Here is a 26,466-nt window from a genome sequence, read left to right as displayed (position 1 = left end):
GCTTTCGCCTTCTCGATGTCGGTGTTGTATGTGTGCGGCTGCGGCCAGGCGACTTCGGTCGGCTTGTCCTTCGGCGCGCCGAACATCGGGTTGGCGAGACCGAACATCACCGCGTCCATGATCTTCTGATAGGGCAGCGCGTAGGCGACCGCCTGGCGCACCTTCGGATTGTCGAACGGCGGCTTGGTGACGTTCATGCCGATATACTGGATGCCGTTGGAGAACGGCAGCGACACGACGTTGAGCTTGCCGTTCGCCTTCATCTCCTGAAAATCCTTGTTCGGCAGCTCGTAGGAGATGTCGGCGTCGCCCCGCTCCAGCAGCGCGCGGCGGTTGCCGGCCTGCGGCACCATGCGCCAGATCACGCGCTTGATCTTCGGCAGGGGACCGCAGACCCAATCCTCGTTGCGCTCCATGATCACTTCGGTGCCGGCGGTCCACTTCGTCACCTTGTAGGCGCCAGAGCCCGCGGTCTGCTGCTTGGTGAATTCGAGACCCCAGGGGTCCTTCTCACTGGCGTTCTTCTTCACCAGCTCGGAGTTGACGATGCAGGGCACGATCACGGCGAGATCGGGGATCGTGAGCTTGTCCTTTTTCAGGAAGTCGACGCGCACGGTGGTGTCGTCGATCACGACGAACTGCTCCGGCTTGGTCAGCGAGCCCGCGCTCATCTGGAAGGTCGGGAAGCCGCCGACGCTGACGGCGCGGTCAAGCGACCACTTCACGTCCTTGGCGGTGACAGGCGTGCCGTCGTGGAATTTGGCGTTCTTGCGCAGCTTGAAGGTGACCGACATGTCGTCGATCTTCATCTCCTCGGCGAGTTCGCCCTTGAACTTGTCGCGGTCGTAATAGGGCACGCCGCCAGGGCCGGCCTTCATCTCGTGGCTGATCAGGCGGTCGTAGCAATTCCACGACACTTCATAGCCGGGCACGTTGGTGCCGACGCCGTGGATGTCGAGATTGTTCGGGCCGCCTTCCGAGACGATCAGCAGCGTCTCCGAACGCGCATCGGCATAGGCGGTGGAGATGACCTGTGGCATCGCCGGAAGCGCCGCGCCTGCGGCCAATCCGGACACGGACTTGAGGAAATCGCGGCGCTTCATGGAAAATGCTCCAACGCAAAAGTTTCTGGTTGGAACAGGGATTCGCAAGGTTCGTGCCAGCGCTTAATGGGATCTTAATTTCCATATAAATCATTGATACTAATCGATTTTTTATGATTTCGGCGGCTGATCGCCTTTTGGGCAAGCCGGTCAATTGCATACAAAGATGCGATTCTGCTCTAAAAATAAGCTGAAAGATTGAGCGCTGCCGGATTGAGCAGGACGTCGCAGATGGCTTGGGCGGTTCAGCCCGCCCAGATAAGATCCTGCAACTCGACGAGATCGTTCGCCCTGTCCTGCCAGCCCTCGATACAGACGTGGCTGTTGAGGTCACTGGCGCGGTGCAGCAGCATCAGCGCCATCAGCCGGCGCTTCAGTGCGAAATCCGGCTTCGTATAGCCAAAGCCTTCGAGCAGGCTGCGCACCCGGCCCGGCCGGCCGGCCGCCATGAAGGCGCCGGGGCCGAGCAGATCGTAGTCGCGCCATCCCGTCAGCACGTCGCCGAAGTCGAACAGGCCCGCGAGCGACCATTGATCGTCGTGGCAGGCGAGCAGGAAGTTCTGGGGGATATATTCGCCGACCAGGATCACCGGCGGCGCTTCCATCGGAATCAGCTCGGCCGCGTCGCGCAGGAGATCGTCGAGGCCTTCGAGGAATTTCGGTGCAAGGCCGAGGCGCATGTGCCGCGCCCTACAGCCTTGCATCTGGGCGCGCATGAACGCGGCCCAGCGCGGCTCGATCTCCGCCAGCGATCCAAGCGGCGCGCGCTGCACGGCGGCGATGGTCTCGCCGATCTGCCGCAGCAGGCGCTCCTTCTGCGCTTCGGCCAATTGCGGCCACACCTCCGAGCCGAGCGTGCCGGCAAGGCGCGTGATGACGAGGTAAGGCCAGCCGTCGCGCTCACCCTCCGCGACGATCTCCGGGATCGGCAGATGAAGGCGGCCGGCAAGCTGCGCCAGGGACCCGCGTTCGGAGACGAATTGCGCGCGCAACAGCGGCGGGAAGATTTTCAGGATCAGCTTCTCACTGAGGCCGACGACGAGATTGGTGCCGGTCGCAAACACGTGCGGCGAACTGGTATCGAGACCATGGCTGCGCGCGATGTCGATCGCAATTCCCAGCCATTGCCGTGGATCAGAGCGAAAGGCGAGAAAGCTGTCCGCGTCGGTGAAGTGAGGTAGTTTCATCGACATCGCAACCTTATGCATTTCAAAAGCAGTTCCCCTCTCGGCCCATCCTTCGAGACGCCCGCTTTGGCGGGCTCCTCAGGATGAGGGCGGAGTGCGTGGCAGCGATTTTGGCAGGCACCGATGCCGCTTAGCCTCATCCTGAGGAGACCGCGAAGCGGTCGTCTCGAAGGACGAGGCGCGCGCTCAGGCATACGCTACCGGTCCGGGCTGGCGCGCTCGAACTGGCGCAGCAGCTTGTTGCCGCGCTCGACCGCGGCATCGAGCGCTGCCTGCGCGCCCTTCTGGCCGGTAAAGGCCTGCTCCAGCTCGTCCTCGATTGCGCCGCGGATCAGCACGAAGGAGCCGAGCCGGATGCCCTTCGAGTTCTCCGTCGGCTGATGCAGCGTGATCTCCTCGAACGAGATCGCGGAGCCCGGATTGCGCTCGTAAAAACCCTGCGCGCGCGTCAGCTCGAAGGCGGCGCGGGTGATCGGCAGATAGCCGGTGTTCTGGTGCCAGGCCGCCTGCACGCCGGGCTGCGACAGATAGGCGAAGAACCGCGCCACGCCCTTGTATTCCTGGCGCGGGCGGTCGCGCAGCACCCATAGCGTGGCGCCGCCGATGATCGAGTTCTGCGGCGCGTTCTTCACATCGGGCCAATACGGCATCATGCCGTAGCCGATGTCGAACTTCGAATTCGCCTTGATGTCGGCCCGCGTGGCCGAGGAGCCGATGAAGATGCCGCATTCGCCCTTCTGGAAGCGCGGCTCGGCCGACTGCCCGCGGCCGCCGTAATCGAACACCTTGTCCTTCTGCCACTCGGCGAGCTGGGCGATGTGTTGCACGACGACCGGGTTGTTGATGGTCAGCTCGGCATCCAGCCCCGCAAAGCCATTGGTCCGCGTCGCGAGCGGCAGATTGTGGAAGGCGGAGAAATTCTCGATGTGGATCCAGGACGGCCAGGAGGTGGTGAAGCCGCACACAGCGCCGCGCTCGCGCAGGCGTTTCGCGGCAAGCCCAAGCTCGGGCCATGTCCTCGGCGGCGTCTCCGGATCGAGGCCCGCGTCACGGAACATGGTCTTGTTGTAATAGAGGATCGGCGTCGAGGAATTGAACGGGAAGGACAACAGATTGCCGGCCGCATCGGTGTAATAGCCGGAGACTGCGGGAAGGTAATCGCCCAGCGAGAACGGCTCGTTCATGTCTCGCATCATGGTGAACACGGGATAGATCGCGCCCTTGGCCGCGGTCATGGTGGCGGTCGCGACCTCGTTGACCTGGACGATCGCCGGCTGGCTGCGCGAGCGGAAGGCGAAGATCGCCGCCGTCACGGTCTCGGTGTAGTTGCCCTTGTAAGCAGGCACGATGCGGTAATCGGATTGCGAGGCGTTGAAGTCGGCGGCGAGCTTCTCGAGCTGCCGGCCAAGCTCTCCGGACATGGCGTGCCACAGCGCGATGTCGGTTGCGGCGCGCGCCTGAAGAGGCATTGCGAGGACGATGAAAGCGGCGAGGATCCGCAAAAGACTCGATGCTGAAATCACGATGGCTCTTCCCGTGTCGCGCGGCAAAGGCGACCATACCTGCTTAAGGCGCGGCATTTCCTGTTTCAACCGGGAATGAACGGCGGCCGCGCCGCACAATCGCTCCGCCGGGTGCGGCGGGATGGCCTTCCCTCAACCATCTGCTAGATTGCATTGAACCTTTTTGCTTCGCCATAGACTCCACCACTGAGGGGTTGAGTGTGCCAGTGCTGAACCGTGCCGAACTCTCGCGGACCGGGTTGATCTTCGTCGCGCTTCTTCTCGCGGTCTGCGCGACGGGCGCAGCTGCGCGCGAATTCCGCGCCGCCGACACCCAGGCCGAGGATTACCCGACCGTCCAGGCGCTGCGCTACATGGGCGCGCTGATTGCCGAGCGCACCGGCGGCCGGCACGAGATCAAGGTGTTCCATTCCCGTCAGCTCGGCGAAGAGAAGGAGACCATCGAGCAGACCAGGGTCGGCGCGATCGACCTCAACCGGACCAATGTGGCGCTGATCGGCAACTTCGTCCCGGCGATGAACGTGCTCGCCATGCCGTTCCTGTTCCGGTCCATCGAGCACATGCAGAAGGTGCTGGACGGGCCGATCGGCAGCGAGATCCTCGGCAGTTTCGAGCCCTACGGCTTCGTCGGGCTCGCCTTCTACGATTCCGGCGCGCGGTCGATCTACAACGGCGTCCGTCCGATACGAAGTGTCGCCGACCTCAAGGGATTGCGGATCCGGGTGCAGCAGTCGGAGTTGATGAGCGAGATGATTCGCTCGCTCGGCGCCGAACCGGTCGAGATGCCCTATGGGCAGGTGCTCACCGGGCTTGCCAACCATCTGATCGACGGCGCCGAAAACAACTGGCCATCTTTCGTGACGACAGACCATTACAAACATGCCGGCCACCTCGCGCTCACCGAGCACACGATGAGCCCGGAAGTGCTGGTGATCTCGCTGAAGGCCTGGAAAAGCCTGTCGGCGGACGACCAGCAGATATTCCGCGAGGCCGCGGCTCGCTCCAGCCGGTTCATGCGCGAGAAGTGGCACGACCTCGAGGAGCAGTCGCAGCACAAGGCTGAAGCCGCCGGCATCACCGTCGCCAGGGATATCGACCGCAAGCCGTTCGAGGACGCGATGGCTGCGATCTATGCCAAGGCGGGGCGCGATCCCGCCGCGGCCGCGCTGATTGAACGCATTCGCAAGGTGGAGTGAGCCGCTTGGCTRCACTTGGACACAGCGAGCACGCAGACAGGCCGCCCGGCCCGCTCGGGCGGCTGCGCGCACGCCTGGTCGGGATGCTCCGCGCGGTGCCGATCCGCTGGCGCATCCTGTCGATCGCGGCGCTGAATTCGGCCGTGGTCGTGGTGCTGGTGGGGCTGATCTGGAACGGCACGCAGGTGCTGGGCTCGGCCTGGGGCGACGTCCGCCAGGTACGCGAATCCGACCGCATCCTGGCGCTGCTCGAGAGCGAGACCGGGCGCCTGCACAATCTGATCCACCGCTACATCAACCAGCCGAGCCCGGACCTGTTCGCCGAGATCCTGCTGCTGCGCGAGGCGGTGCTGGGCACGCTCACCGACCGTGCCGCCAAGGACCCGATGCTGTCGGGCTCGGTCGAGGAGCTGGAGCGCACCACCGACCGCTTCCTCAACGGCTTCGGCGAGTTGCGCAGCGTGCAGGCGACCATCGCCAAGACCTATGAGGAGCAGGTGCAGGGCCCGGCCAGGGACATGGCCGGTCTCTATTCCATCATCGAAGGTGCCACCGGTCATCGCGACGCGCTGATCTGGCCCTCGCTCGGCAAGTCGCGCGAGGCCTTCACCGCGATGCTGGTGGCCGCCAACTCCTACTATCTGTCGCTCTCGCCCGGTGCCGCTGATGATGCGCGCCGCAACACCGAGACGATCGAGAAGACCATTCCGGTCATGATCGATCTCGCCGACAACGACCTGCAGCGCATGGCGCTGCAACGGCTCGGGACCCGCACCATGGCGCTGCGCGAGGGTTTCGCCAAACTCTCCGAGCAGCTGACGAGCCGCACCGAATTGCTGCGCAACACCATCGACGCCAGCCAGGCCGAGGCGATCGGCGCCATCGACGATCTCTCCACCAAGATGCGCCAGCGCGAGCAGAAGGCGCAGGAGACGTTTGATCGTACCCTCGCCGATATCTCGCGGCGGGTGCTGTCGATCGCGGTGATCTTCCTCGGCATCATCCTCACCGCGGGCGTGCTGATCGCGCTGTCGATCCGCCTGCCGCTGCAGCAGATCATGACCGCGATGCGCGCGATCACGCTCGGCGACCTCGACCGCGAGGTGCAGGGCACCAAGGCACGCGACGAGGTCGGCGCCATGGCGCGCGCCGTCGAGGTGTTCCGCGAGAACGCGATCGCGAAGCGCGAGACCGAGGACGAGCTGCGCGCGTCCAAGGAGAAGGCCGAGAGCGCGCTACTCGAGCTCAACACCGCGCAGCAGAATTTGATCGACGCCGAACGGCTGGCGGCGCTCGGCGGCCTCGTCGCCGGCGTCGCGCACGAGGTCAACAACCCAATCGGCATCAGCCTGACCGTCGCTTCCAGCTTTGCCCGGCGCACCGAGATATTCGAGGCCCAGCTCAAGGGCGACGGCGGCCTGCGGCGCTCGCAGCTGGAGGAGTTCGTGCAGTCCTCGCGCGACGCCTCGCAGCAGCTCGTCGCCAACCTCACCCGCGCCGGCGAGCTGATCCAGTCGTTCAAGCAGGTCGCGGTCGACCGCTCGCATGCCGAGCGGCGGCAGTTCTCACTCAGCGAAGCCACCGACCAGATCATCGCCAGCCTGCGTCCGGTCCTGAAGCGCTCGCCGATCACGCTCCAGGCCGACGTACCCGAGGGGCTCCTGCTCGACGGCTATCCCGGCTCCTACGGCCAGATCCTGACCAACCTCTTCCTCAACGCCGCCAACCACGCCTTTGCCGACGGCCGCGCCGGCACGATCACGATCTCGGCGCGGCCGCGCGGGACCGACGACATCGAGATCATCTTCGCCGATGACGGGGCCGGCATGACCCCTGACGTGCAGCGCCAGGCCTTTGACCCATTCTTTACCACCCGGCGCAATGAAGGTGGTACGGGACTCGGCTTGCATATCGTCTATAACCTTGTCACCCAGCAGCTCGGCGGACGCATGATGCTGGAATCCAAGCTGGGACAAGGCACTACTTTTCGCATTATCATGCCCCGGGTCGCCAAGGGCGGCGCGCAAAGCACAGAGACTGACGGGACTTCTCAATGGCCGAACAGGACGATGTCCTCCACCTGATCGACGATACCGGTACCGCACCGGAGGACCAGAACGCACGGAAGTGGAAGATCGCCGTCATCGACGACGATCCGGCCGTGCACGACGGCACCCGCTTCGCACTGTCCGACTACAGCCTCAACGGCCAGGGGCTGGAGATCCTCTCCGCCCATTCCGCGGCGGAAGGTCGCAAGCTGATGGCCGCGCATGGCGATATCGCCGCCGTGCTGCTCGACGTCATCATGGAGACCGATGTCGCCGGCCTCGAGCTGGTCGAGTTCATCCGCAACGAGCTCAAGAACGAGACCGTACGTATCATCCTGCGCACGGGACAGCCCGGCCAGGCGCCGGAGCGGCGCGTGATCGTCCAGTACGACATCAACGACTACAAGGCCAAGACCGAGCTCACCGCCGACAAGCTGTTCACCTCGCTGACCGCGGCGCTGCGCTCCTATCAGCAGCTCGAGCGCATGGTGCAGACGCGGCGCGGGCTCGAGATCATCATCGACGCCGCCTCGACGCTGTACGACTTCAAGTCGATGCAGCGGCTCGCCGAGGGCGTGCTGACCCAGCTCGCCTCGCTGCTCAATGTCGATTGCGCCGGCATACTGGTGCTGCGCGACAATGGCGGCGTGGACCCCGAGCTCTCCGTGCTCGCCGGCAGCGGCTGCTACAGCCGCTTCATCGGCACGACCTCGTCGAAGGCGCTCGACCCCGATCTGCGTACGATGGTGGAAGCCGCGTTCCAGGGCCGCAAGAACGAATTCGCCGACCACCGCAGCGTGATCTATCTGCGGACCGGCTCCGGCCGCGAGGTGGTGGTGCTGCTGCAGGCCGAGCGCGAGCTGTCCGAGACCGACCGCTCGCTGGTCGAGATCTTCTCCAGCCGGCTCTCGATCGCCTTCGACAACGTCATCCTCTACCAGCAGCTCCAGGACGCCAACACGCAGCTCGAGGACCGCGTCGCCCAGCGCACCCGCGCGCTGATGCAGGCCAACCGCCGCCTCTCGGCGCAATGGCTGCGGCTGCAGCGCGCCAACGGCTTCAAGAACGAGATTTTGGGCACCGTCGCCCACGACCTCAAGAACCCGCTGGGCGTCATCCTCGGCCGMACCGAGATGCTGAAGGAGCTGATCTCGACCGGCGCCTCGTCCGACGGCGTGGTCGCCCAGGTCGATCACATCCGCGATGCGACGAAGCGCCTGACCACGATGGTCGATCATCTGATCTCGGACGCGATGGCCGATGCCTTCGACATCACCATCCGCCGCGAGCCGGTCGACGTCGCGGCGCTGGTGAAGGAGGTCGCCGATGCCAACCACCCGCTCGCGGTCAACAAGCAGCAGGCGATCAGCGTCACGGCGCCACCCAACATCGTCACCATGTGCGACACCGACCGCATCCGCGAGGCGATCGACAATCTGATCAGCAACGCCATCAAATACAGCCCGATCGGCGGCAAGATCATCGTCGCCGTCACCCATGAAGCCAGCGATACCGTCGTCCGCGTCAGCGACGAGGGCGCCGGCCTGTCGCCGGAGGATCTCGGCCGCCTGTTCGGCCGGTTCCAGCGGCTGTCGGCCAAACCGACCGCGGGCGAGAGCTCGACGGGGCTTGGGCTTTCCATCGTCAAGCGTATTATCGACATGCATGGCGGCGAGGTGACGGCCGAGAGCGACGGTCCCGGCAAGGGATCGACCTTCACCATCACCCTGCCCGCGACCGAGTTGCCGTGATTCGAGTACCGAGATCTGAGTGATATGACCCAAAGCCAGCACATCATGATCGTCGACGACGAGGCCCCGGCCCGGGAGATGGTCGGCGATTACCTCAAGATGCACGGCTTCACCGTGACGCTGTGCGACGGCGGCAAGAGTTTGCGCACCGCGATCGACGGCAGCATGCCCGACCTCGTCGTGCTCGACCTCAACATGCCCGAGGAAGACGGCCTCTCGATCATCCGCGACCTCAAGAGCCGCATCAACGTGCCCGTGATCATGCTGACGGCGACCGCGAGCCCGATCGACCGTGTCGTCGGTCTCGAGCTCGGCGCCGACGATTACGTGGCAAAGCCCTGCGAGCTGCGCGAGCTGATGGCGCGCATCCGCTCGGTGTTGCGGCGGAGCACGCCGGTGAAGGCGGCCGAGACCACGCCCGCCAAATCGGACAAGGATCAATTGGTGCGCTTCGGCACCAAATGGCTCGACCTCGAAGCGCAGGCCTTGCGCGACGACGAAGGCAACGAGCATCCGCTCACCGCGTCCGAGTTCGGGCTGCTCAAGGTGTTTGCGGCCAATCCGAAGCGCGTGCTGTCGCGCGAACGCCTGCTCGAACTGGCCAATGCGCGCGACGCCGAAGCCTTCGACCGCGCTGTGGATCTGCGCATCATGCGCATCCGCCGCAAGATCGAGCCCGACCCGACCAAGCCAGCCGTGATCCGCACCATCCGCGGCGGCGGCTATCTGTTCTCGCCCGCGGGCGAGAAGGCGTAAGTCGTGCGGCACCTACCGCTGTCGTCCCGGGCTCGCTTCGCGCCCCGGAATGACGGCATGGGTGGCGCGACCGAACGCAAAGCCCGGAATTTCGTTCCCGGCTGCGCCGGGCGCTCCCCAATCCCCACCCCCGTATTTTCCGTACATTGAAATTCCACGGCTTTTCACCCCGAATGTTTCGTCGCGGCCTGTCCGACGAAACAATTTGGCRGCGCACGAAACCATTTTTCGCTTTTCGTGCAGACGTCCCGAAACGTTCGCTGATTAACACTTTGGTCCAAGGAAACGCCGCTCGGTTGCGGCGCTACGGGGAGCTAAGTCAATGCCGAACGTCATCGCCATCAACGCCCAAGCCAGCCAGAGCATCATTGCCGCTCAGGCGGCCTCGGACGACATGCTCCTGGAGAGCATTGCGGACGGCAACCGGACGTCCATGCACATCCTCTATTGCCGGCACAATGTGCGGGTTTATCGCTTCATCCTGCGCATCGTGCGTGACGCGACCACGGCGGAAGACCTGGTCAGCCAGGTGTTCCTCGACGTGTGGCGCACGGCAGGCCAGTTCCAGGGCCGCTCGCAGGTCTCGACCTGGCTGCTCTCGATCGCGCGCTTCAAGGCACTCACTGCGATGCGCCAGCGCCGCTTCGAGGACATCGACCAGGACGACGTGCGCCAGATTCCTGACGATGCCGAGACGCCGGAGACCTCGCTCGACCGCAACGACACCAGCGCCATCCTGCGCGCCTGCGTGCAAAAGCTGTCGCCCGCGCATCGCGAGATCATCAACCTCGTCTACTACCATGAGAAGTCGGTGGAGGAGGTCGGTCAGATCATCGGCATCCCGCAGAGCACGGTGAAGACCCGGATGTTCTATGCCCGCAAGCAACTGGCCGATTTGCTTAAGGGCGCCGGCGTCGACCGTTTCGCCGCCTAAGACCAAGGATTTCAATGGGATAGGACCGAAGTTTCGGCCCTGTCCCCGGACACGGAAGTGTTACCGCCGACGAAATAATTGAAACAAAGCACAACATCAGGCGGAAAAACTTCCCTCCTATAAAGCCCACATACGGTTTCGTTAAACCTCCCAAGACTTCCAGCGACCCGGACGGGATGCCCCCCTCCGGGTCGTTTTGTGTTTGGCGGGCTGAGGCCCCGCTTCCCGCTGGCGTGAGGTAGGCACCGCTCTTTCATTCCCTCCCCCCTTGCGGGGGAGGGGCAGGGAGAGGGGTACCGCACGGGGACTCCCTCGATTTGCCGTGCGCGGTACGATCGCGGATGGATAGACCTTTTCCGGGGCTACCCCTCTCCCCCGCCCTCCCCCGCAAGGGGGGAGGGAGCGCACCGTCGCCGTGGCCGGCAGAGCGGCCGCGCGAGGCAGCCGCCCCCTCACGAAGGTGTGACGCCACGTAACAACCCGCGCAGCCATCCCGAACTGCCCTCGTGACCTCCTTCACGAGTGCCCGATGCTCGAACTTGTCTTCGCCGTCCTTGCCGGCATCCTGACCATCGCCGCGCCCTGCACGCTGCCGATGCTGCCGATCCTGCTTGGCGCCTCGATCGGGCGGGCGGGCCACTTGCGGCCCGCGATGATCGCGCTCGGCTTCGTCGTCTCGTTCTCGGCGACCGCGCTGCTGTTGGGTGCGATCACGCGGCTGTTCGATTTCGATCCGAACGTGCTGCGCGAGGCCGCGTCGATCCTGCTGCTCGGCTTCGGCCTGTTGATGCTGTGGCCGGCGCCGTTCGAATGGCTCTCGATCCGGCTCAATGGCTGGCTCGATCTCGGCAATTCCGGCGCCGTGCAGCGCGAGGGCGCGCTCGGCGGCCTCGTGCTCGGCACCACGCTCGGCCTGGTCTGGACGCCCTGCGCCGGTCCGGTGCTCGGCTCGATCCTGACGCTGGTCGCGACGTCGAAGAACGCCAGCTGGGCCGGCGTGCTGTTGATTGCCTATGCCATCGGCGCAGCGATCCCGATGCTCGCGATCGCCTATGGCGGACAGGCTGCGACCACGCGCGTGCGCAGCCTCGCGCGGATCTCGCCGCGGCTGCAGCAGGGCTTTGGTGTCGTCGTGATCGCCTTCGCGGTCGCGGCCTATTTCCAGTACGACACGCTGATCGTGGCGTGGCTTACCGGATTCTATCCCACCGGCCAGATCGGCCTGTGATCATCCCTCATCTTCACCGGAGGACGCTTCCATGACTTTCAAACTGCTCGCCGTCTCCGCCGCATTGATCGGCATGGCCGTGACAGGCGCCGTCATCCCCGGCATCTGCGACGAGGCCGCGCGCGCCACCCCTGTCGTCACGGCTGCCGCAAGCCAGCAGACCGCGCCCGACTTCACCGGCATCAACACCTGGTTCAACTCGAAACCGCTGAGCATCGCCGACCTCCGCGGCAAGGTCGTGCTGATCGACTTCWGGACCTATGGCTGCGTCAACTGCGTCAACACGCTGCCGCACGTCACCGACCTCTATGCCAAGTACAAGGACAAGGGCCTCGTCGTGGTCGGCGTGCATACGCCGGAATTCCCGTTCGAGCGCTCCGCCGCCAATGTGCAGGCCGCGCTCAAGCGCCACGGCATCACCTATCCGGTGGCGCAGGATAATGATTCCAAGACCTGGAACGCCTACCAGAACCAGTATTGGCCGGCGCAATACATCATCGATCAGAACGGCAAGATCGTGTTCCAGCACGAGGGCGAGGGCCGCTACGACGAGATCGACCGCACCGTGGCAAAGCTGCTGAACGCCAACAGCTGAGGCCGGATCGCCGCTGCCGCCGTTGTTGCTTGACTCCACGGACCCGTCCGTGGAGTTTCCCGAGCGACGGAATCAGCGCCCGCAATGGACGACGCGACCACCAGCAACGACATTCGCCTTCGCGAAGGCGCCTCGATCGCGCAGCGGCTGGTCATGTCCGGCTTTGCGGCCGCTGTGGCGCTGTGCTTCACGCCGGGCCTGTTCACGCACGACACGTTGGAGGTGATCGTCTCGGTGGCCGCGCTCTTCGTGGGAGCGGCGTTCGTCGTCGGCATCATGCTGGCGCCGGCGGTGGTGTGGATCATCACGCCGAACGAGATCCTGATCGGGCAACAGCGACCGTTCGGAAAACTCCGGACCAGGATCGTGGCGAAAGACGACATCAGGGGATTACAGGTTCCCGGCAGCAAGCGGGCGAAAGCCCGTTTCCAGCTGGCCTTCACACTGGCCTCGGGGGAGCGCCTGACGTCCCCGCCGATCTCCGACGTCACGCATGTACGCGACACCGTGGCGCGGATCGCCGCGCAGTTCGATGTCCCCGACGTCGAGTCACCCATCAATCCGCTCGATGCCAGCAATCCCGAGATGCGTCTCGGCGAGCCGCTCGAGGCGTTTTCCGCCCGGGACATAAGGATAGTCGCGCTGATCGCCGTCGCCTTGTCCGCCGTTCCCTACGCCTACAAGCTCTGGCGTGGATGGCCGCCGAGCCATGTCGACATCCTGCTGCTGCCGCTCGGCGCGATCGCCGCATTCGCGGTTTACAGATACGCCAATCTCGTGACCGGCGCGTTCTGGATCATCCGCGAAAGCGATATCCGCGTCGAACGCCTGTGGGGCGACGGCACGCCGCGCGCCGACCATATCGAGGGGCACGACGTGAAGACGATCACCGTCGACCGCCGCGGCCGGTCCGAGGACGAGCACTGCATCGTCACGATCCGGTTGCGCTCAGGGCGACGCTTTCGCAGCCCACGAATCGGGTCCCGGATCGAGGCCCGCGCGGTGGGGACCGAAATCGTCCGGCGTCTCGAGATCGCGCCGGAGAACAACAAGATTTAGAGCGCGCTACCTCCACGTCGTCATGGCCGGGCTTGTCCCGGCCATCCACGTCTTTACCCAGGGCACGAAGAACGTGGATGCCCGGGCCTTCGCCTCGCCGAAGCGGCTTCGGCCGCGCAGGCGGGACAAGCCCGGGCATGACGGCTGCAGATTTGACAGCCCGCCACCCGGCGGATGGCGCCGGCACTGCTTTTCGCGCCATCCCCTGTTTGTGGCATTGCCCGGGCTCGTCAAAAAACCAAAGCATTCTCGTGACATACCAGCCGGGCGCGCCATGAACTTGCCACGAAGCTGCCCCTGAGTTCAGATGGTCCGAATGATTTACGCTGTGGCAGCGGGGAGAGCTTGAAATGACGGATTATCGTCGCCTGACCGGGGCGTTCATCGCGGCGCTGGGCCTGGTCCTGACCACCTCATACGCCTCCGCGCAGCAGCCCGACCGCGGCGACGAGCCGGGGCTGGTCGCCGACGACGCTTACCAGCTCGAGCCGGAATGGCAGAAGCAGGTGGTCTATTTCCGCACCACCGAGACGCCGGGCACCATCATCATCTCGACCGCTGAGCGCCACCTCTATCTGGTGCAGCCGGGCGGGCGCGCGATCCGTTACGGCATCGGCGTCGGCCGCGACGGCTTCCAGTGGCAGGGGCTGGTGAACATCACCAACAAGAAGGAGTGGCCGGACTGGACGCCGCCGCCGGAGATGATCCAGCGACAGCCCTATCTGCCGCGCTTCATGGCCGGCGGCCCCGGCAATCCGCTCGGTGCCCGCGCCATGTATCTCGGCACCACCGTCTACCGCATCCACGGCACCAACCGCCCTGATACGATCGGCACCAAGGTGTCCTCGGGCTGCTTCCGTCTCGTCAACCATGACGTCGCCGATCTCTACGATCGCGTCCCGGTCGGTACCAAGGTGGTCATCCGGCAGAAGCCCGAGCTCTGATCTTCCTCGCCTTAGCGAATATTCCTTTTCCCGATTTTTCGAGAGAGCAACATGATGCGCACTTTTCGAGGCGGCCTGCTGATCGGGCTCGCGGTTGCCGTACTGGTCGGCGCCCTGGCGGTGATCTATGAGTTCTACGATACCCGCACCCTGAAGCGCACCGTGCGCCGCGGCGAGGTGCTGTGCGGCGTCAACAAGGGCCTGCCGGGCTTCTCGATCCCCGATGACAAGGGCAACTGGACCGGATTCGACGTCGATTTCTGTCGCGCGGTGGCAGCCGCCATCTTCAATGATCCCGGCAAGGCCAAGTTCGTTCCACTCGACGCCAGCGAGCGCTTCAAGGAATTGCAGAGCCGCAAGGTGGACATCCTCTCGCGCAACTCGACCTGGAGCATGGCGCGCGAGCTCGACTATGACCTCTATTTCCCGGCGGTGGCCTATTACGACGGCGCCGGCTTCATGCTGCCGCGTTCACGCAACAAGGAGACTTCGCTGGACCTGACCGGCAGCAAGGTCTGCGTGCAGGCTGGCACGACAACGCTGCTCAACGTCGCCGACTACTTCCGTGCCAACAACATGAAGTATGAAGAGGTGAAGTTCGACAAGCTGGATGACGTGGTGAAGGCCTACGACTCCGGCAAGTGCGACACGCTCTCCGCCGACGTCTCCCAGCTCTACGCGCTCAGGCTGAACCTCTCCAAGCCCGGCGACAACATGATCCTGCCGGACATGATCTCCAAGGAGCCGCTCGCGCCCGTGGTGCGCCAGCGCGACGACGACTGGATGATGATCGTGAAGTGGACGCTCTACGCGATGATCAACGCCGAGGAGCTCGGCGTGAGCTCGGAGAACATCGACGAGGCCCTGAAGTCGAAGAAGCCGGAAGTGATGCGCCTGGTCGGCACCGAGGGCAATTACGGCGAGCAGCTCGGCCTCACCAAGGACTGGGTCGTCCGCATCATCCGCAACGTCGGCAATTACGGCGAGATGTACGAGCGCAACATCGGCGAGAAGTCCAAGCTGAAGATCCCGCGCGGCATGAACCAGCTGTGGAATGCCGGCGGCGTGCAGTACGCGCCGCCGATGCGGTAGTAGCTTCCGGCTCAGCCACGCTCACAATCGTCATGCCCGGGCTTGTCCCGGGCATCTACGTTTTTGAGGCACCTTAAGAACGTGGATGGCCGGGACAAGCCCGGCCATGACGGAGCTTGGGGCAGGCGCTCTCCACCCTCTCAACTGTCATCGCCCGGCTTGACCGGGCGATCCAGTATTCCGAGACGCCGATCGTATGCGGACAGGCCGCGGCGTACCGGGTCGCCCGGTCAAGCCGGGCGACGACACCGCGTGTGAGGCGCGCCCCTCGCGCCTCTCCTCAACTCAGCTCAATACCCCCGCGCCCTTGCCAGCTGCTCGGTGTGGTAGTTCGCGTCGCCGAACAGCTCCTCGCACACGCGCGCGCGCTTCATGAAGAAGCCAATGTCGAACTGGTCGGTCATGCCCATGCCGCCATGCATCTGCACGCCTTCCTGCACCGCGCGGGTGGCGGTGGTGCCGGCGCGGGCCTTGGCCACGGCGACGCTTGATGCGGCCTTGGCGACGTCGGCATCGAGTGCCTGGAGCGCCTTCATCGTGGCGGCGCGAGTGATCTCGATGTCGACATAGAGCTCGGCGGCACGGTGCTGCAGCGCCTGGAACTCGCCGATCAGCTTGCCGAACTGCTTTCTGTTCTTGAGGTACTCGACGGTGCGGTTGAAGACTTCTTCGCTCAAGCCCACCATTTCGGCGGCGACCGCACCGCGGCCAATGTCGAGCACGCCGTCGAGCAGCGCGGCCCCCTGATCGACCTCGCCGAGCACGCTATCGGCSTTGACCTCGACATTGGCAAGCTCGATCCGTGCCGCGTTGTGCGCATCGACCATGATGGTGCGCTCGATCGCAACGCCCTTGGCCTTGGGATTGACCAGGAACAGCGTCAGCCCGTCACGCTCGCCGGCGGCGCCAGCGGTGCGCGCCGCGACGATGAAGAGGTCCGCGACGTGGCCGTCGACGACCAGCGCCTTGGCGCCGGAGAGCTTGAAGCCGTTGCCGGCGCGCACCGCCTGGAGGCTGGTCTGAAGCGGGCGATGCTTGGCGCCTTCATCGATCGCGAGCGTCGCGAGCAGCGAGCCGTTGGAAATTTTCGGCAAGAATTCCGACTTCTGCGCGGCATTGCCGCCGCGATTCAGGGCGGAGGCCGCGACCACGCTGGTGGCAAGGAACGGAGACGGCATCAAGGTGCGGCCGATCTCCTCCATCACCACACCGGCCTCCATGAAGCCAAGACCGCTGCCGCCGAACTCTTCCGGCACCAGGAGGCCGGCAAAGCCCATCTCGGCGAAGGAATGCCACAGCTCCTTGGAGAAGCCGGTGGGATCCTTGGCGTCGCGCAGGGATCGCAGGTGCGACACCGGCGCCTTGTCGCTGATCAGCCCGCGCGCTGAGTCGCGGAGCATTGATTGTTCTTCGGTGAGGACGAGGGCCATGTGCGTGTTTCCGATTCGAAATCTACTTTTTGTTCGTCATTCCGGGATGGCCCGTAAGGCCAGGCCCGGAATCCATAACCACGATCGGGAGTATGGATTCCGGGCTCGCGCTTCCGCCTTCGCTCTTCGAGCTTCGGCGGACAAGTCGCGCGCCCCGGAATGACGGGTGGTGAGGGACGCCTCACGCCCCCGGCAAATCCAGGATGCGCTTGGCGACGATGCCGAGCATCACCTCCGTCGTGCCGCCCTCGATCGAGTTGGCCTTGGTGCGCAGCCAGGCGCGCGGGCGGGCGCCCTGCCTGGAGCGCTCGCTCTCCCATTCCAGCGCGTTGACGCCACCGGCCGACATCAGGATCTCGTGGCGGCGCTTGTTGAGCTCGGTGCCGTAATATTTCATCGCGGACGAGAACGCCGGATGCGCTTGGCCGGCCTTGGCGAGATCGACCGCGCGTTCGGCGCAAGCGGCGAGCGCTGCCTCGTCGACGTCGAAGCTCGCGATCCGGCCGCGCAGCATGGAATCGTCGAGCTTGCCTTGTGCATCGGTGCCGACGGAATCCGCCGCGATCTGCCCGAGCGGCCGGCCGACGCCGCGCTCGCCCATGCCTGATATCATCGCGCGCTCATGCTGCAGCAGATATTTTGCGACGTCCCAACCGCGGTTGACGGTGCCGACCAATTGCGACTTCGGCACGCGGACACCGTCGAAGAAGGTTTCGCAGAACGGCGAATAGCCCGAGATCAAAAGGATCGGCTTGGTCGTCACGCCCTTCGAGGCCATGTCGAACAGGATGAAGCTGATGCCGTCGTGCTTCTTCGCCGCGGGATCGGTGCGGACCAGGCAGAAGATCCAGTCGGCGTAGTTGGCGTAGGACGTCCAGATCTTCGACCCCGTGATGACGAAATCGTCGCCGTCACTTTCGGCGCGGGTCTGGAGCGAAGCGAGATCGGAGCCGGCGTTCGGCTCGGAATAGCCCTGGCACCAGCGGATCAGGCCCGCCGCGATGTCAGGCAGGTGCTCCTTCTTCTGCGCCTCGTTGCCGTATTTGAGCAGCGCCGGCCCCAGCATCCAGATGCCAAAGCTCGACAGCGGCGGACGCGCGCCCATCCTGGCCATCTCGGCGCGCAGCACCTTGTGCTCGGCAGCGCTGAGGCCACCGCCGCCATATTCCCTAGGCCAGTCCGGCACGGTCCAGCCCTTGTCGCGCATGCGCTCGAACCAGATGCGCTGCGGCTCGGAGACGAATTTCGTATTGCGCCCGCCCCAGAACACGTCGCCCTCAGAGGTCACGGGCTTGCGCATCTCCGGCGGGCAGTTGGCTTCCAGCCAGGCGCGCGTCTCGCTGCGGAATTTCTCAAGATCGGCGGCTTCAGATTCGCTCATGGTCGTTTCCATCAATCAAAAAGACTTGTTGGGCGCGACTCTGAGCCATCGCACCGTGGAATTCAACCACTTCCGTGGCGCTGCACTCGGCTATAGTCGCCGCCACGGCGAGCTTGAAAACAAAGAGGAAATAACAATGCGCCTGAAACTCCTTTCGCCTGGCGAAATGAACGAGAGCCAGCGGCAGACCTATGACGAGTCGATTGCCGGCAAGCGCGGCAAGCCGCCAGCGCCGATGATGGCCTGGCTCAACAGCCCCGACATGGCCCGTCACGCCACGCGGCTCGGCGAAGTCCTGCGCTACGACACGATATTCCCCGCCAAGCTTTCGGAGATCGCGATCCTGGTGACGGCGCGGCACTGGACTGCGCATTACGAATGGTATGCGCATAAGCGCCTGGCGCTCCAGGGCGGCATGGACCCTGAAATCATCCACGCGATCCGCGATCGCCGCACGCCTGTCTTCGACGATCCCAAGGGCCAGATGATCTACGACGTCGCGAAGTCGCTGCATGAAGGCCATGGCGTCGAGAAGGGCCTCTACGATGCCGCGGTGAAGGTCCTCAGCGAGCGCGGCGTGGTCGAGGTGATCGGGCTGTGCGGCTATTACACAATGGTATCCATGACGCTGAACACGTTCGAGTTCGAGCTGCCGGAGGGCGAGGTGCCGGAGCTCTCATAGTTTCGTATCCGGAAACGATGGGTTTCGGGATAGGCAGGTAGCACTGTCCCGGAGCCGGCCTTATCTGGAGTTGGTCAACGGAGCAGCACCATGTCGCAAAGCCCAGCCGTCCATGCCGGCACAAGGATCGGCCACGTTCATCTCAAGGTCGCCGATCTCGATCGTGCGCTCGGCTTCTATTGCGGCGTGCTCGGCTTCGAGCTGATGCAGCGCATGGGATCGGGCGCGGCGTTCATCTCGGCCGGCGGCTATCATCACCACATCGGGCTCAACACCTGGGAGAGCAAGGGCGGCTCGCCGCCGCCGCCGGGCACGACAGGCCTCTTCCACACCGCGATCCTCTACCCGACGCGGCCGGCGCTGGCGGATGCGCTGCATCGCGTGCTCACGGCCGGCATTGCGCTCGATGGCGCCAGCGATCACGGCGTCAGCGAGGCGCTGTATCTGCGCGATCCCGACGAGAACGGCGTGGAGCTATATTGAGACAAGCCGAAAGAGCAATGGCCGCTCGGGCCGGATGGCAAGCTTGCGATGTTCACGAAGCGGCTGGATGTCGAGGCGTTGCTGAAGCAGCGCGAGGCTTAAATACCGCTCTCTCCTCGTCATTGCGAGGAGCGAAGTGACGAAGCAATCCAGAATCTTTCCGCAGTGGCAGCCTGGATTGCTTCGCTGCGCTCGCAATGACGGAGTGTGTTGAGGCGCCGTCGCGCCTCTATGCCGTTTTCGCTCGCGGCTTCCCCCGCACCATGATCAGCGCCGCAGCCGCCACCTCCAGCGCGATACACAGATAGAACGGCAGCGTATAGCCGCCGGAGAAATCTCGCAGGAAGCCGACGACGCCCGGGCCGAACGCATAGGTCACCTGGTTGATCGCCGTATTCAGGCTGATCAGCACGCCGAACGAGGCGGAGTCGAATTCCTGCTGCACGATCAGCGACGGYAGCGTGATGAGATTGCCGACCGAGAAGCCGAACACCGCGCAGGCCGCGATCAGCACATAGTCGTTGTGCAAATTGATGACGACGCAAAGCGCCGCGGCCTGGCTGAGGAACGACAGTGCCGCGGCCAGCCGCTGGTTGAGGCGGTCGATCACCATCGAGAACAGCACCCGGCCGATCACCGCCATCGCGGTCAGCACCGCGACCGCCACGGCTGCGCGCTCGCGGCCGATCACGGGATCGAGGAACGAGATCAGGTGCACGATGAAGCCGACCTGCGCGAACAGCACCAACGCAAAGGCAATCGTCACCGTGAGGAAGCCGATATCGCGCAGCGCCCATGCGCGGATCTCCGTCGACGATTGCGGCCTGGCCTTCGCCGTCGCRTGCCAGCCGTCAAGATCGGGCGGCCGGCCGACGAGAAGGAGGATCACCGGCAGCAGCAACACCAGCATGGCGCCGGCGGCGGCGTACATCGCGCTGGCGAAGCCGATGTGGCCGATCAGGGTCACCAGCAGCGGCACGCCGACGATGCCGCCGAAGCTGGCGCCGTTGAGCGCAAGGCTGATCGCCATGCCGCGCTTCTGGTCGAACCACAGGCTGATCGTGTTGGTGATCATGGCGAGACTGGTGCCGGCCCAACCGAAGGCGAGCACGGCGTCGGCGAGATAGAGCTGCCAGGGCTCGCGCACCGCGCCGATCGCAACCGCGGCCGCCGCCATCGCCAGCGTGCCGGCGATCAGGCAGAGCCGCGGGCCATATTTTCTGACGGCCTCGCCAACGAAGACGACGAGCAGCGCGCCGAACAGATAGAAGAACGTCGTGCCCGAGGAGATCAGCGAGGCCGGCCAGCCCCGCGCGCGCTGGAGCTCGGCGACATAGACGCTCTGGCCGTAAAAGCCGAGCCCCCAGCCGAAGGTCGCAAGCAGGAAGCAGACCGCGACGATGCGCCAGCCTTCGTAACGKAGGGAGGATTCGTCGATGGGGGCGTGTTGAGGATTATCGAGCATTGCCGCTTACTCCGTCATGCCCGGGCGTGTCCCGGGCATCCACGCTCTTCCTTCGACGTAGCAAAGACGTGGATGGCCGGGACAAGCCCGGCCATGACGACATCTAATTAACTCTCACTCGAAAATCACTTCGACGCAGATCGAAGTATCGACGCTGCTGACAGCCTCCTGCCAACTCAGATCGCATCCGGGAATTCGCCCATCGCCGCGTCCAGCCGCGCCTTGCGGCGGCGGGCCCAGGACGCCAGCGAAAGCACGGCAAGGCCGAGCACCACCGGCGGGAACACCACCATGTTCACCGCCGACCAGCCGTAATTCGCCAGCAACTGGCCGGAGGAGAACGAGCCGATCGCCATCATGCCGAACACCAGGAAATCGTTGAAGGCCTGCACCTTGTTGCGCTCCTGCGGACGGTGCGTCTCCAGCACCAGCGCGGAGGCGCCGATGAAGGAGAAATTCCAGCCGACACCAAGCACGATCAGCGTGGCCCAGAAATGCATCGCGGTGAGGCCGGAGAGACCGATGCCGGCGGCCACGGCCTCCAGCAGCAGGCCGGCGGCGACGATCTTCGGCGCGCCGAAACGCGCAATCAGCGCGCCCGTGAAGAAGCTCGGCCCGTACATGGCGACGATGTGCCATTGAATGCCGAAATTGGAATCGCTGACACTGAGGCCGCACATCTTCATGGCGAGCGGCGCCGAGGTCATCACCAGGTTCATCATGGGATAGGAGATGACGCCGCACAGCGCGGCCGCGATGAAGCGCGGCTGAGTCACGATGTCGAGCAGCGGCCGGCCGCCATGCAGATCTGCCGGTGCCGGCTTCGGCATGTCGACGCCGGCGACGATGCCCATCGCCACAAGCGCAACCGCAGCCTGCACCAGGAAGCTGAAGGCGAATAGATAGGGCGACCAGACGTCCATGGTCCATTGCACGAGCTGCGGACCGAGCACGCCGGCGAACACGCCGCCGGCCATCACCCAGGACACTGCCTTGGGCCGGTAGGCCGCGCTCGCGCCGTCGGCGGCGGCGAAGCGATAGGATTGCGCCACCGCGCCGTAGAGGCCGCCGAGGAAGGTCGCGACGCAGAACAGTGCGAACGACGCATGCAGAATCGCGAACGAGCCGCACAGACCGGTGAGCGTGCCCAGACCCGTGCCGACGATAAAGGCCGCGCGGCGGCCGAAGCGGCGCGAGATCGCACCGGTCGGCAGCGTGCCGGCGGCGAGCCCCAGCACATACATCGAGATCGGCACCGTCGCGAACGACATGTCGGGCGCGAGCGTCGCGCCGACGATCGAGCCGGTGGCGAAGATCACCGCCGAGTTGGCGCCGGTCAGCGCTTGCGCCGCCGCAAGGCGCACCACATTGGCACGCACGCGGGCGTCGGCAGCGATTTCGTGGGCTGTAGTCACGTCTAACATCGGCATTTCCGCCCCAAGGGGCTCACAAGAGCCTTGTTGATTCCCGGCACTATGGAGGGGCGTGGGAGGGCGGGCAACCGGCGCAAACGGGCGCAGGCCATGCCCCTGACGCAATCGGGCGGATGATACCGGCCCGCGCTATTGACGGCTTGCGCTCGATCAAATCCTATCCGCCGCGACCTCTGGGAGTATCGTTCATGTCCGTCGACGACCGGCCCACGCTCAGCGCTCCCGACGACGATCCCTGGCTCTGGCTGGAGGAGATCGAAGGCAAGCAGGCGCTCGATTTCGTCGCGCGGCAGAATCAACTGACGCTCGCCGCGTTCGGGGGCGCGGCCTTCGAGCGCGACCGCGATGTCCTCGCGGCGATCTACGATCGTCCCGACAACATCCCCTATGTCAGCCGGCGCGGCAGCGATCTACACAATCTCTGGAAGGATGCCGCCAACCCGCGCGGCCTGTGGCGGCAAACCACGCTGGCGGAATTTCGCAAACCGCATCCGGCGTGGGAGCGCATGCTGGACATCGACCAGCTCGCGGCGAGCGAAGGCGAGGACTGGCTGCTGAGCGGGATCGCCACGATGCCGGGACACTCGCGGGCGATTCTGAGCCTGTCGCGCGGCGGCAGCGACGCCGTCACCTTGCGGGAATTCGACATCGACACGAAGAGCTTCGTCGCGGACGGATTTACGCTGCCGGAAGCCAAGGGCGGCGTGGACTGGATCGATGCCGATACGCTGTTGCTGTCGAGCGCCCATGGCGAGGGCATGGCGACGAGCTCGGGTTATTCGCGGACCGTTCGCGTGTGGCGGCGCGGCCAGCCTGTCGATCAGGCGCAAATGATCCTCGAGACCACGGCCGATCACATGGCGATGTCAGGCATGGCCGACGACACGGGACCGGCGCCGCGGGTCTGGATCGTCGACCAGATCGATTTCTTCAATCATGCGATCTGGCTGCGCGATGCGGCCGGCACGACGACGAAGCTCGATCTGCCGACCGGCATCTGGATGCAGGCGCATGGCGACTGGTTCGCGGTGAAGCTGCGCAAGGACTGGCAGGTCGAGGGGCAGACCTATGCCACCGACACCGTGCTCGGCATCTCGCTCTCGGCGTTCCTCGCAGGCCACCGCGATTTCGCGGTCCTGTTCGAGCCGGCGCCGCGGCGCGCCCTGCAAGGCCTGTTCTGGGCGGGCGGCAAGCTGGTGCTGTCGATCCTCGACGAGCTCAGGCCGCGCTTCGAGATCTGCACGCCATCAGCGACGGGCTGGAGCCGCGAGACGCTTCCCGGCCTCCCCGAGATCGGCGTCGTCGACATCTGGCCGCTCGATCGCCATCCGTCCGAGAGCAATGGCGACCTGCTCGCCAATGTGCAGGACCCGCTGACGCCGCCGTCGCTGCTGTTGCTGGAGCGCGGCGTCGCAAGCCCGACCGTGCTGAAGCAGGCGCCGAAGACGTTCACCGCCGACGGCCTCGTGGTCACACAGCACGAGGCGATCTCGATCGACGGCGAGCGCATCCCCTATGTCCAGACGGGTCCCGCCGGCGAGACCGGCGATGCGCCGGTCTATATGAGCGCCTATGGCGGTTTCGCCCATGCGGTGAAGCCGTACTACAACCCCTCGCTCGGCAAGCTGTGGCTCGAGCGCGGCGGCACCATCGTGCAGGCGAATTTGCGCGGCGGCGGCGAGTTCGGCACCCGCTGGCACGATGCCGGGCGCCTCGCAGGCAAGAAACTCTCGCACGACGATTTCGCGGCCGTTGCCGCCGATCTCGTGCGACGCGGCGTGACGAAGCCAAAGCGGATCGCGGCGCAAGGCGGGTCGAACGGCGGCATCCTCATCACCAACATGCTGGTGCGCTACCCCGAGCGCTTCGGCGCGCTGTTCTGCACCATTCCGCTGATCGACATGCGCCGCTACACAAAGCTGCTCGCTGGCGCGAGCTGGATCGCGGAATATGGCGACCCTGATAAGCCCGAAGAGTGGGAGTGGCTGAAGACCTACTCGGCCTATCACAATGTGAAAGCCGGCCAGTCCTATCCGCCGATCCTGATCGCCACGACACGCCGCGACGACCGCGTTCATCCCGGCCACGCGCGCAAGATGGCCGCAAAGCTGCAGGCGATGGGCTACGAGGCCTGGTTCTACGAGCCGGAAGCCGGCGGCCACGGCTACGGCAAGGACAACAAGGAGCGCGCGGGGTTCGAGGTGATCGGCTTCCGGTTCTTGAAGGACAGGATCGGGTGGAAGGATGAAGGCTAGCGCTTGGACGCTGACGCCTCCACGTCGTCATGGCCGGGCTTGACCCGGCCATCCACGCCTTGCCTTGCCACTCGAAGAACGTGGATGCCCGGGACAAGCCCGGGCATGACGACGACCCGAATTAGCTCCGCGAAAACACCAGCGTCAGGTTGTTCGCCGGCATCTCGACCGTATCGACGAGGCCCAGCCCCGCTCCGCGGGCGAGCGTCTCGACGTCGCTGATATCACGCACGCCCCATTCGGGATTGCCTTCGCGCAAGGAGGTGTCGAACACGGCATTGCTGAGCGCGGTGTGCTTGCCGTCGCGCTTGAACGGGCCGTAGAGGAACAGCTTGCCGTCGGCCCGCAAGTAACGGCCGGCACCGGCGAACAGGCCCTCGGCCACGCTCCATGGTGCGATGTGGATCACGTTGGCGCAGAACAATGCGGCCAGGCTCGTCGGGCCCTGCCCGCTTCGCATCTCCGGACACCAGTCGGGGTYGGTGAGATCGATCCGCAGCGGCGAGCGGATGTTTTGCAGGCCCGAATGAACGCGCCAGGCCTCGATGCTCTTGAGGTGGCGCTGGTTGAGGTCGCTCGGCCACCAGATCAGCCCGGGCGTGTGCTGCGCGAAATGGACCACGTGCTGGCCGGTTCCGCTGCCGAGCTCGACGACGTTACCGGTCAGGCCTGCGAGATGCTTTTCCAGCGCCGCCCAGAGCGGCTCGTGATTGYGATGAAATGCCGGTGCGTCGAGCCGCCCATCCGACTCGACCCGTCCGCCGTCCCTGCCAAATTCGACGACATATTCAGCCAATTGAGGTCCCCTTGAAAAAACGAGAACGGGAAAAAAACACGATGGGCGCCCAAACGCCCCGAAAACAGCCGGCCAGCGCTCCTGGCCGAATCCGCCGGACAAATAAGCTCTTTAGTTGCAATGCGGAAGATATTAACTCCATTTTGCCGCGCGCATAGTCTTGATTGTCAGCCGATGCCCTTTGTGCTTTGGAACACTATATTTCCGCGAACGAGATCATCGACATAACGCCTCGGAATGACGCCTTGACCGCCTTTCCACGGACGCCCGTCCTTTACGTCCTGCTGGCGATCGCCGCCGGCCTTGCCGCAGGCCCCGCGCGGGCGCAATCCGCCGTGGCTGACGGCCAGAAGCTCGCCTTCGACCGCGGCAAGGGCAATTGCCTGACCTGCCACGTCATCAAGGGCGGCGACCTGCCGGGCACGATCGGACCGGAGCTCAAGGACATCAAGTCAAAATACCCTGATCGCAACGAGCTGGTCGCGATCATCTTCGACGAGACCAAGCGCAATCCGCAGACCATGATGCCGCCGTTCGGCCGGAACCGGATTTTGACCGAGCAGGAGATCAGCGCGATCGTTGATTTCCTCCAGACCCTGTGACCACCGGCACGCCAAGAGAATGTCCAGGAGATTTGAGATGACCATCACCACCGGCCCTCATCCGACGCGGCGCCTGATCCTTCAGGGCGCAGCCGGCGTCGTGCTGCTCGGCCTCGGCGACCTGCCGTTCGCGCCCGCGCGTGCGGCGGCCAACGACAAATATCCGGAAGAAGCGTTCAAGCAGAAGAGCGAGGCGGACGCGATCAAGGCGCTCTACGGCAAGACCGCCGAGCCGTCCGACAAGGTCAAGCTCGACGCACCCGAGATCGCCGAGAATGGCGGCGTGGTGCCGATCTCGGTGACGACGACGCTCGACAAGGTCACCTCGATCTCGTTCTTCGTGGCCGAGAATCCGAGCGCGCTCGCGGCGAGCTACAAGATTCCCGATGGCACGATCCCCGCTGTCGCCAACCGCCTGAAGATGGCCAAGACCACCAACGTGACCGCGATCGTGGAAGCCGACGGCAAGCTCTACAGCGCGACCAAGGAAGTCAAAGTCACAGTCGGCGGCTGCGGCGGTTAG

22 protein-coding genes and 1 pseudogene are annotated in these 26,466 nt (G+C 64.9%); 15 read left to right on the top strand and 8 right to left on the bottom strand.

The window, feature by feature from the left end; translation table 11 throughout:
• From AB4Z51_RS29000 to ugpB, 3 genes are all read right to left on the bottom strand, one after another.
• A partial coding sequence (locus AB4Z51_RS29000; RefSeq protein ID WP_441498494.1) for an ABC transporter substrate-binding protein occupies positions 1-1,103 on the bottom strand: 1,103 nt, incomplete at its 3' end.
• 245 nt (positions 1,104-1,348) lie between these two features.
• The gene (locus AB4Z51_RS28995; protein ID WP_441498498.1) at positions 1,349-2,296 is read right to left on the bottom strand and encodes an aminoglycoside phosphotransferase family protein; all 948 of its coding nucleotides are present in this window, start codon (positions 2,294-2,296) and stop codon (positions 1,349-1,351) included.
• 191 nt (positions 2,297-2,487) lie between these two features.
• Positions 2,488-3,870: a sn-glycerol-3-phosphate ABC transporter substrate-binding protein UgpB gene (gene ugpB, locus AB4Z51_RS28990; RefSeq protein ID WP_441498493.1), complete on the bottom strand. Its 1,383-nt coding sequence runs from the start codon at positions 3,868-3,870 to the stop codon at positions 2,488-2,490.
• Between the two features lie 143 nt (positions 3,871-4,013).
• Between ugpB and AB4Z51_RS28985 the strand changes: the two genes are divergently transcribed.
• From AB4Z51_RS28985 to AB4Z51_RS28940, 10 genes are all read left to right on the top strand, one after another.
• Positions 4,014-5,009: a TRAP transporter substrate-binding protein gene (locus tag AB4Z51_RS28985; RefSeq protein WP_441498492.1), complete on the top strand. Its 996-nt coding sequence runs from the start codon at positions 4,014-4,016 to the stop codon at positions 5,007-5,009.
• Positions 5,010-5,092: 83 nt separating this feature from the next.
• Positions 5,093-7,093, top strand: a complete 2,001-nt coding sequence (locus AB4Z51_RS28980) for a sensor histidine kinase (protein WP_223154137.1) — start codon at positions 5,093-5,095, stop codon at positions 7,091-7,093.
• Positions 7,063-8,808, top strand: a complete 1,746-nt coding sequence (locus AB4Z51_RS28975; protein ID WP_063979952.1) for an ATP-binding response regulator — start codon at positions 7,063-7,065, stop codon at positions 8,806-8,808. The genes AB4Z51_RS28980 and AB4Z51_RS28975 overlap by 31 nt, the downstream gene beginning before the upstream one ends.
• 24 nt (positions 8,809-8,832) lie before the next feature.
• Complete coding sequence (locus tag AB4Z51_RS28970) at positions 8,833-9,564, top strand: response regulator (protein ID WP_166348014.1); 732 nt, start codon at positions 8,833-8,835, stop codon at positions 9,562-9,564.
• Between the two features lie 322 nt (positions 9,565-9,886).
• A complete protein-coding gene (locus AB4Z51_RS28965) occupies positions 9,887-10,498 on the top strand; it encodes a sigma-70 family RNA polymerase sigma factor (RefSeq protein WP_441498491.1) in 612 nt (203 codons plus the stop codon).
• A gap of 529 nt (positions 10,499-11,027) precedes the next feature.
• Positions 11,028-11,726, top strand: coding sequence for a cytochrome c biogenesis CcdA family protein (locus tag AB4Z51_RS28960; RefSeq protein ID WP_085403979.1), 699 nt, complete (start codon positions 11,028-11,030; stop codon positions 11,724-11,726).
• Between the two features lie 31 nt (positions 11,727-11,757).
• On the top strand, positions 11,758-12,321 hold the full coding sequence (locus tag AB4Z51_RS28955) for a redoxin domain-containing protein (RefSeq protein ID WP_441498490.1): 564 nt from the start codon (positions 11,758-11,760) through the stop codon (positions 12,319-12,321).
• 84 nt (positions 12,322-12,405) lie between these two features.
• A complete protein-coding gene (locus AB4Z51_RS28950; RefSeq protein ID WP_441498489.1) occupies positions 12,406-13,380 on the top strand; it encodes a hypothetical protein in 975 nt (324 codons plus the stop codon).
• 350 nt (positions 13,381-13,730) lie between these two features.
• Complete coding sequence (locus AB4Z51_RS28945; RefSeq protein ID WP_028151979.1) at positions 13,731-14,324, top strand: L,D-transpeptidase; 594 nt, start codon at positions 13,731-13,733, stop codon at positions 14,322-14,324.
• 54 nt (positions 14,325-14,378) lie between these two features.
• The gene (locus tag AB4Z51_RS28940) at positions 14,379-15,416 is read left to right on the top strand and encodes an amino acid ABC transporter substrate-binding protein (protein ID WP_441498497.1); all 1,038 of its coding nucleotides are present in this window, start codon (positions 14,379-14,381) and stop codon (positions 15,414-15,416) included.
• 290 nt (positions 15,417-15,706) lie between these two features.
• Here the strand turns inward: AB4Z51_RS28940 and AB4Z51_RS28935 are convergent, their stop codons facing one another.
• Both AB4Z51_RS28935 and AB4Z51_RS28930 read right to left on the bottom strand, forming a co-directional pair.
• Positions 15,707-16,846 (bottom strand): acyl-CoA dehydrogenase family protein, encoded by a 1,140-nt coding sequence (locus AB4Z51_RS28935; RefSeq protein WP_441498488.1) that lies wholly within the window; start codon positions 16,844-16,846, stop codon positions 15,707-15,709.
• 181 nt (positions 16,847-17,027) lie between these two features.
• The gene (locus tag AB4Z51_RS28930; protein ID WP_441498487.1) at positions 17,028-18,227 is read right to left on the bottom strand and encodes an acyl-CoA dehydrogenase family protein; all 1,200 of its coding nucleotides are present in this window, start codon (positions 18,225-18,227) and stop codon (positions 17,028-17,030) included.
• A gap of 136 nt (positions 18,228-18,363) precedes the next feature.
• On the opposite strand from AB4Z51_RS28930, the gene AB4Z51_RS28925 reads away from it, so the two are divergent.
• Both AB4Z51_RS28925 and AB4Z51_RS28920 read left to right on the top strand, forming a co-directional pair.
• Positions 18,364-18,909 (top strand): carboxymuconolactone decarboxylase family protein, encoded by a 546-nt coding sequence (locus tag AB4Z51_RS28925; protein ID WP_441498486.1) that lies wholly within the window; start codon positions 18,364-18,366, stop codon positions 18,907-18,909.
• A gap of 90 nt (positions 18,910-18,999) precedes the next feature.
• Positions 19,000-19,494 (top strand): annotated as a pseudogene (locus tag AB4Z51_RS28920) (VOC family protein).
• 127 nt (positions 19,495-19,621) lie between these two features.
• Here the strand turns inward: AB4Z51_RS28920 and AB4Z51_RS28915 are convergent.
• On the bottom strand, positions 19,622-20,857 hold the full coding sequence (locus AB4Z51_RS28915) for an MFS transporter (protein WP_441498485.1): 1,236 nt from the start codon (positions 20,855-20,857) through the stop codon (positions 19,622-19,624).
• Positions 20,858-21,033: 176 nt separating this feature from the next.
• Positions 21,034-22,281, bottom strand: a complete 1,248-nt coding sequence (locus AB4Z51_RS28910; RefSeq protein WP_038942180.1) for an MFS transporter — start codon at positions 22,279-22,281, stop codon at positions 21,034-21,036.
• A gap of 197 nt (positions 22,282-22,478) precedes the next feature.
• Between AB4Z51_RS28910 and AB4Z51_RS28905 the strand changes: the two genes are divergently transcribed.
• Positions 22,479-24,545: a prolyl oligopeptidase family serine peptidase gene (locus AB4Z51_RS28905; protein WP_441498484.1), complete on the top strand. Its 2,067-nt coding sequence runs from the start codon at positions 22,479-22,481 to the stop codon at positions 24,543-24,545.
• 121 nt (positions 24,546-24,666) lie between these two features.
• Here AB4Z51_RS28905 and AB4Z51_RS28900 read toward each other — a convergent pair whose 3' ends face one another.
• On the bottom strand, positions 24,667-25,341 hold the full coding sequence (locus AB4Z51_RS28900) for a DUF938 domain-containing protein (RefSeq protein WP_441498483.1): 675 nt from the start codon (positions 25,339-25,341) through the stop codon (positions 24,667-24,669).
• A 245-nt stretch (positions 25,342-25,586) separates the two neighbouring features.
• On the opposite strand from AB4Z51_RS28900, the gene soxX reads away from it, so the two are divergent.
• Together soxX and soxY are read left to right on the top strand one after the other, a co-directional pair.
• On the top strand, positions 25,587-25,943 hold the full coding sequence (soxX, locus tag AB4Z51_RS28895; protein ID WP_028151969.1) for a sulfur oxidation c-type cytochrome SoxX: 357 nt from the start codon (positions 25,587-25,589) through the stop codon (positions 25,941-25,943).
• Positions 25,944-25,980: 37 nt separating this feature from the next.
• Entirely contained in the window at positions 25,981-26,466 is a 486-nt protein-coding gene (gene soxY / locus AB4Z51_RS28890) for a thiosulfate oxidation carrier protein SoxY (protein ID WP_208067648.1), read from the top strand.

The organism is Bradyrhizobium sp. 2TAF36, from assembly GCF_052114925.1.
Taxonomy (GTDB): Bacteria; Pseudomonadota; Alphaproteobacteria; order Rhizobiales; family Xanthobacteraceae; genus Bradyrhizobium; species Bradyrhizobium barranii.
This window is presented reverse-complemented; position numbering and strand designations above follow the sequence as displayed.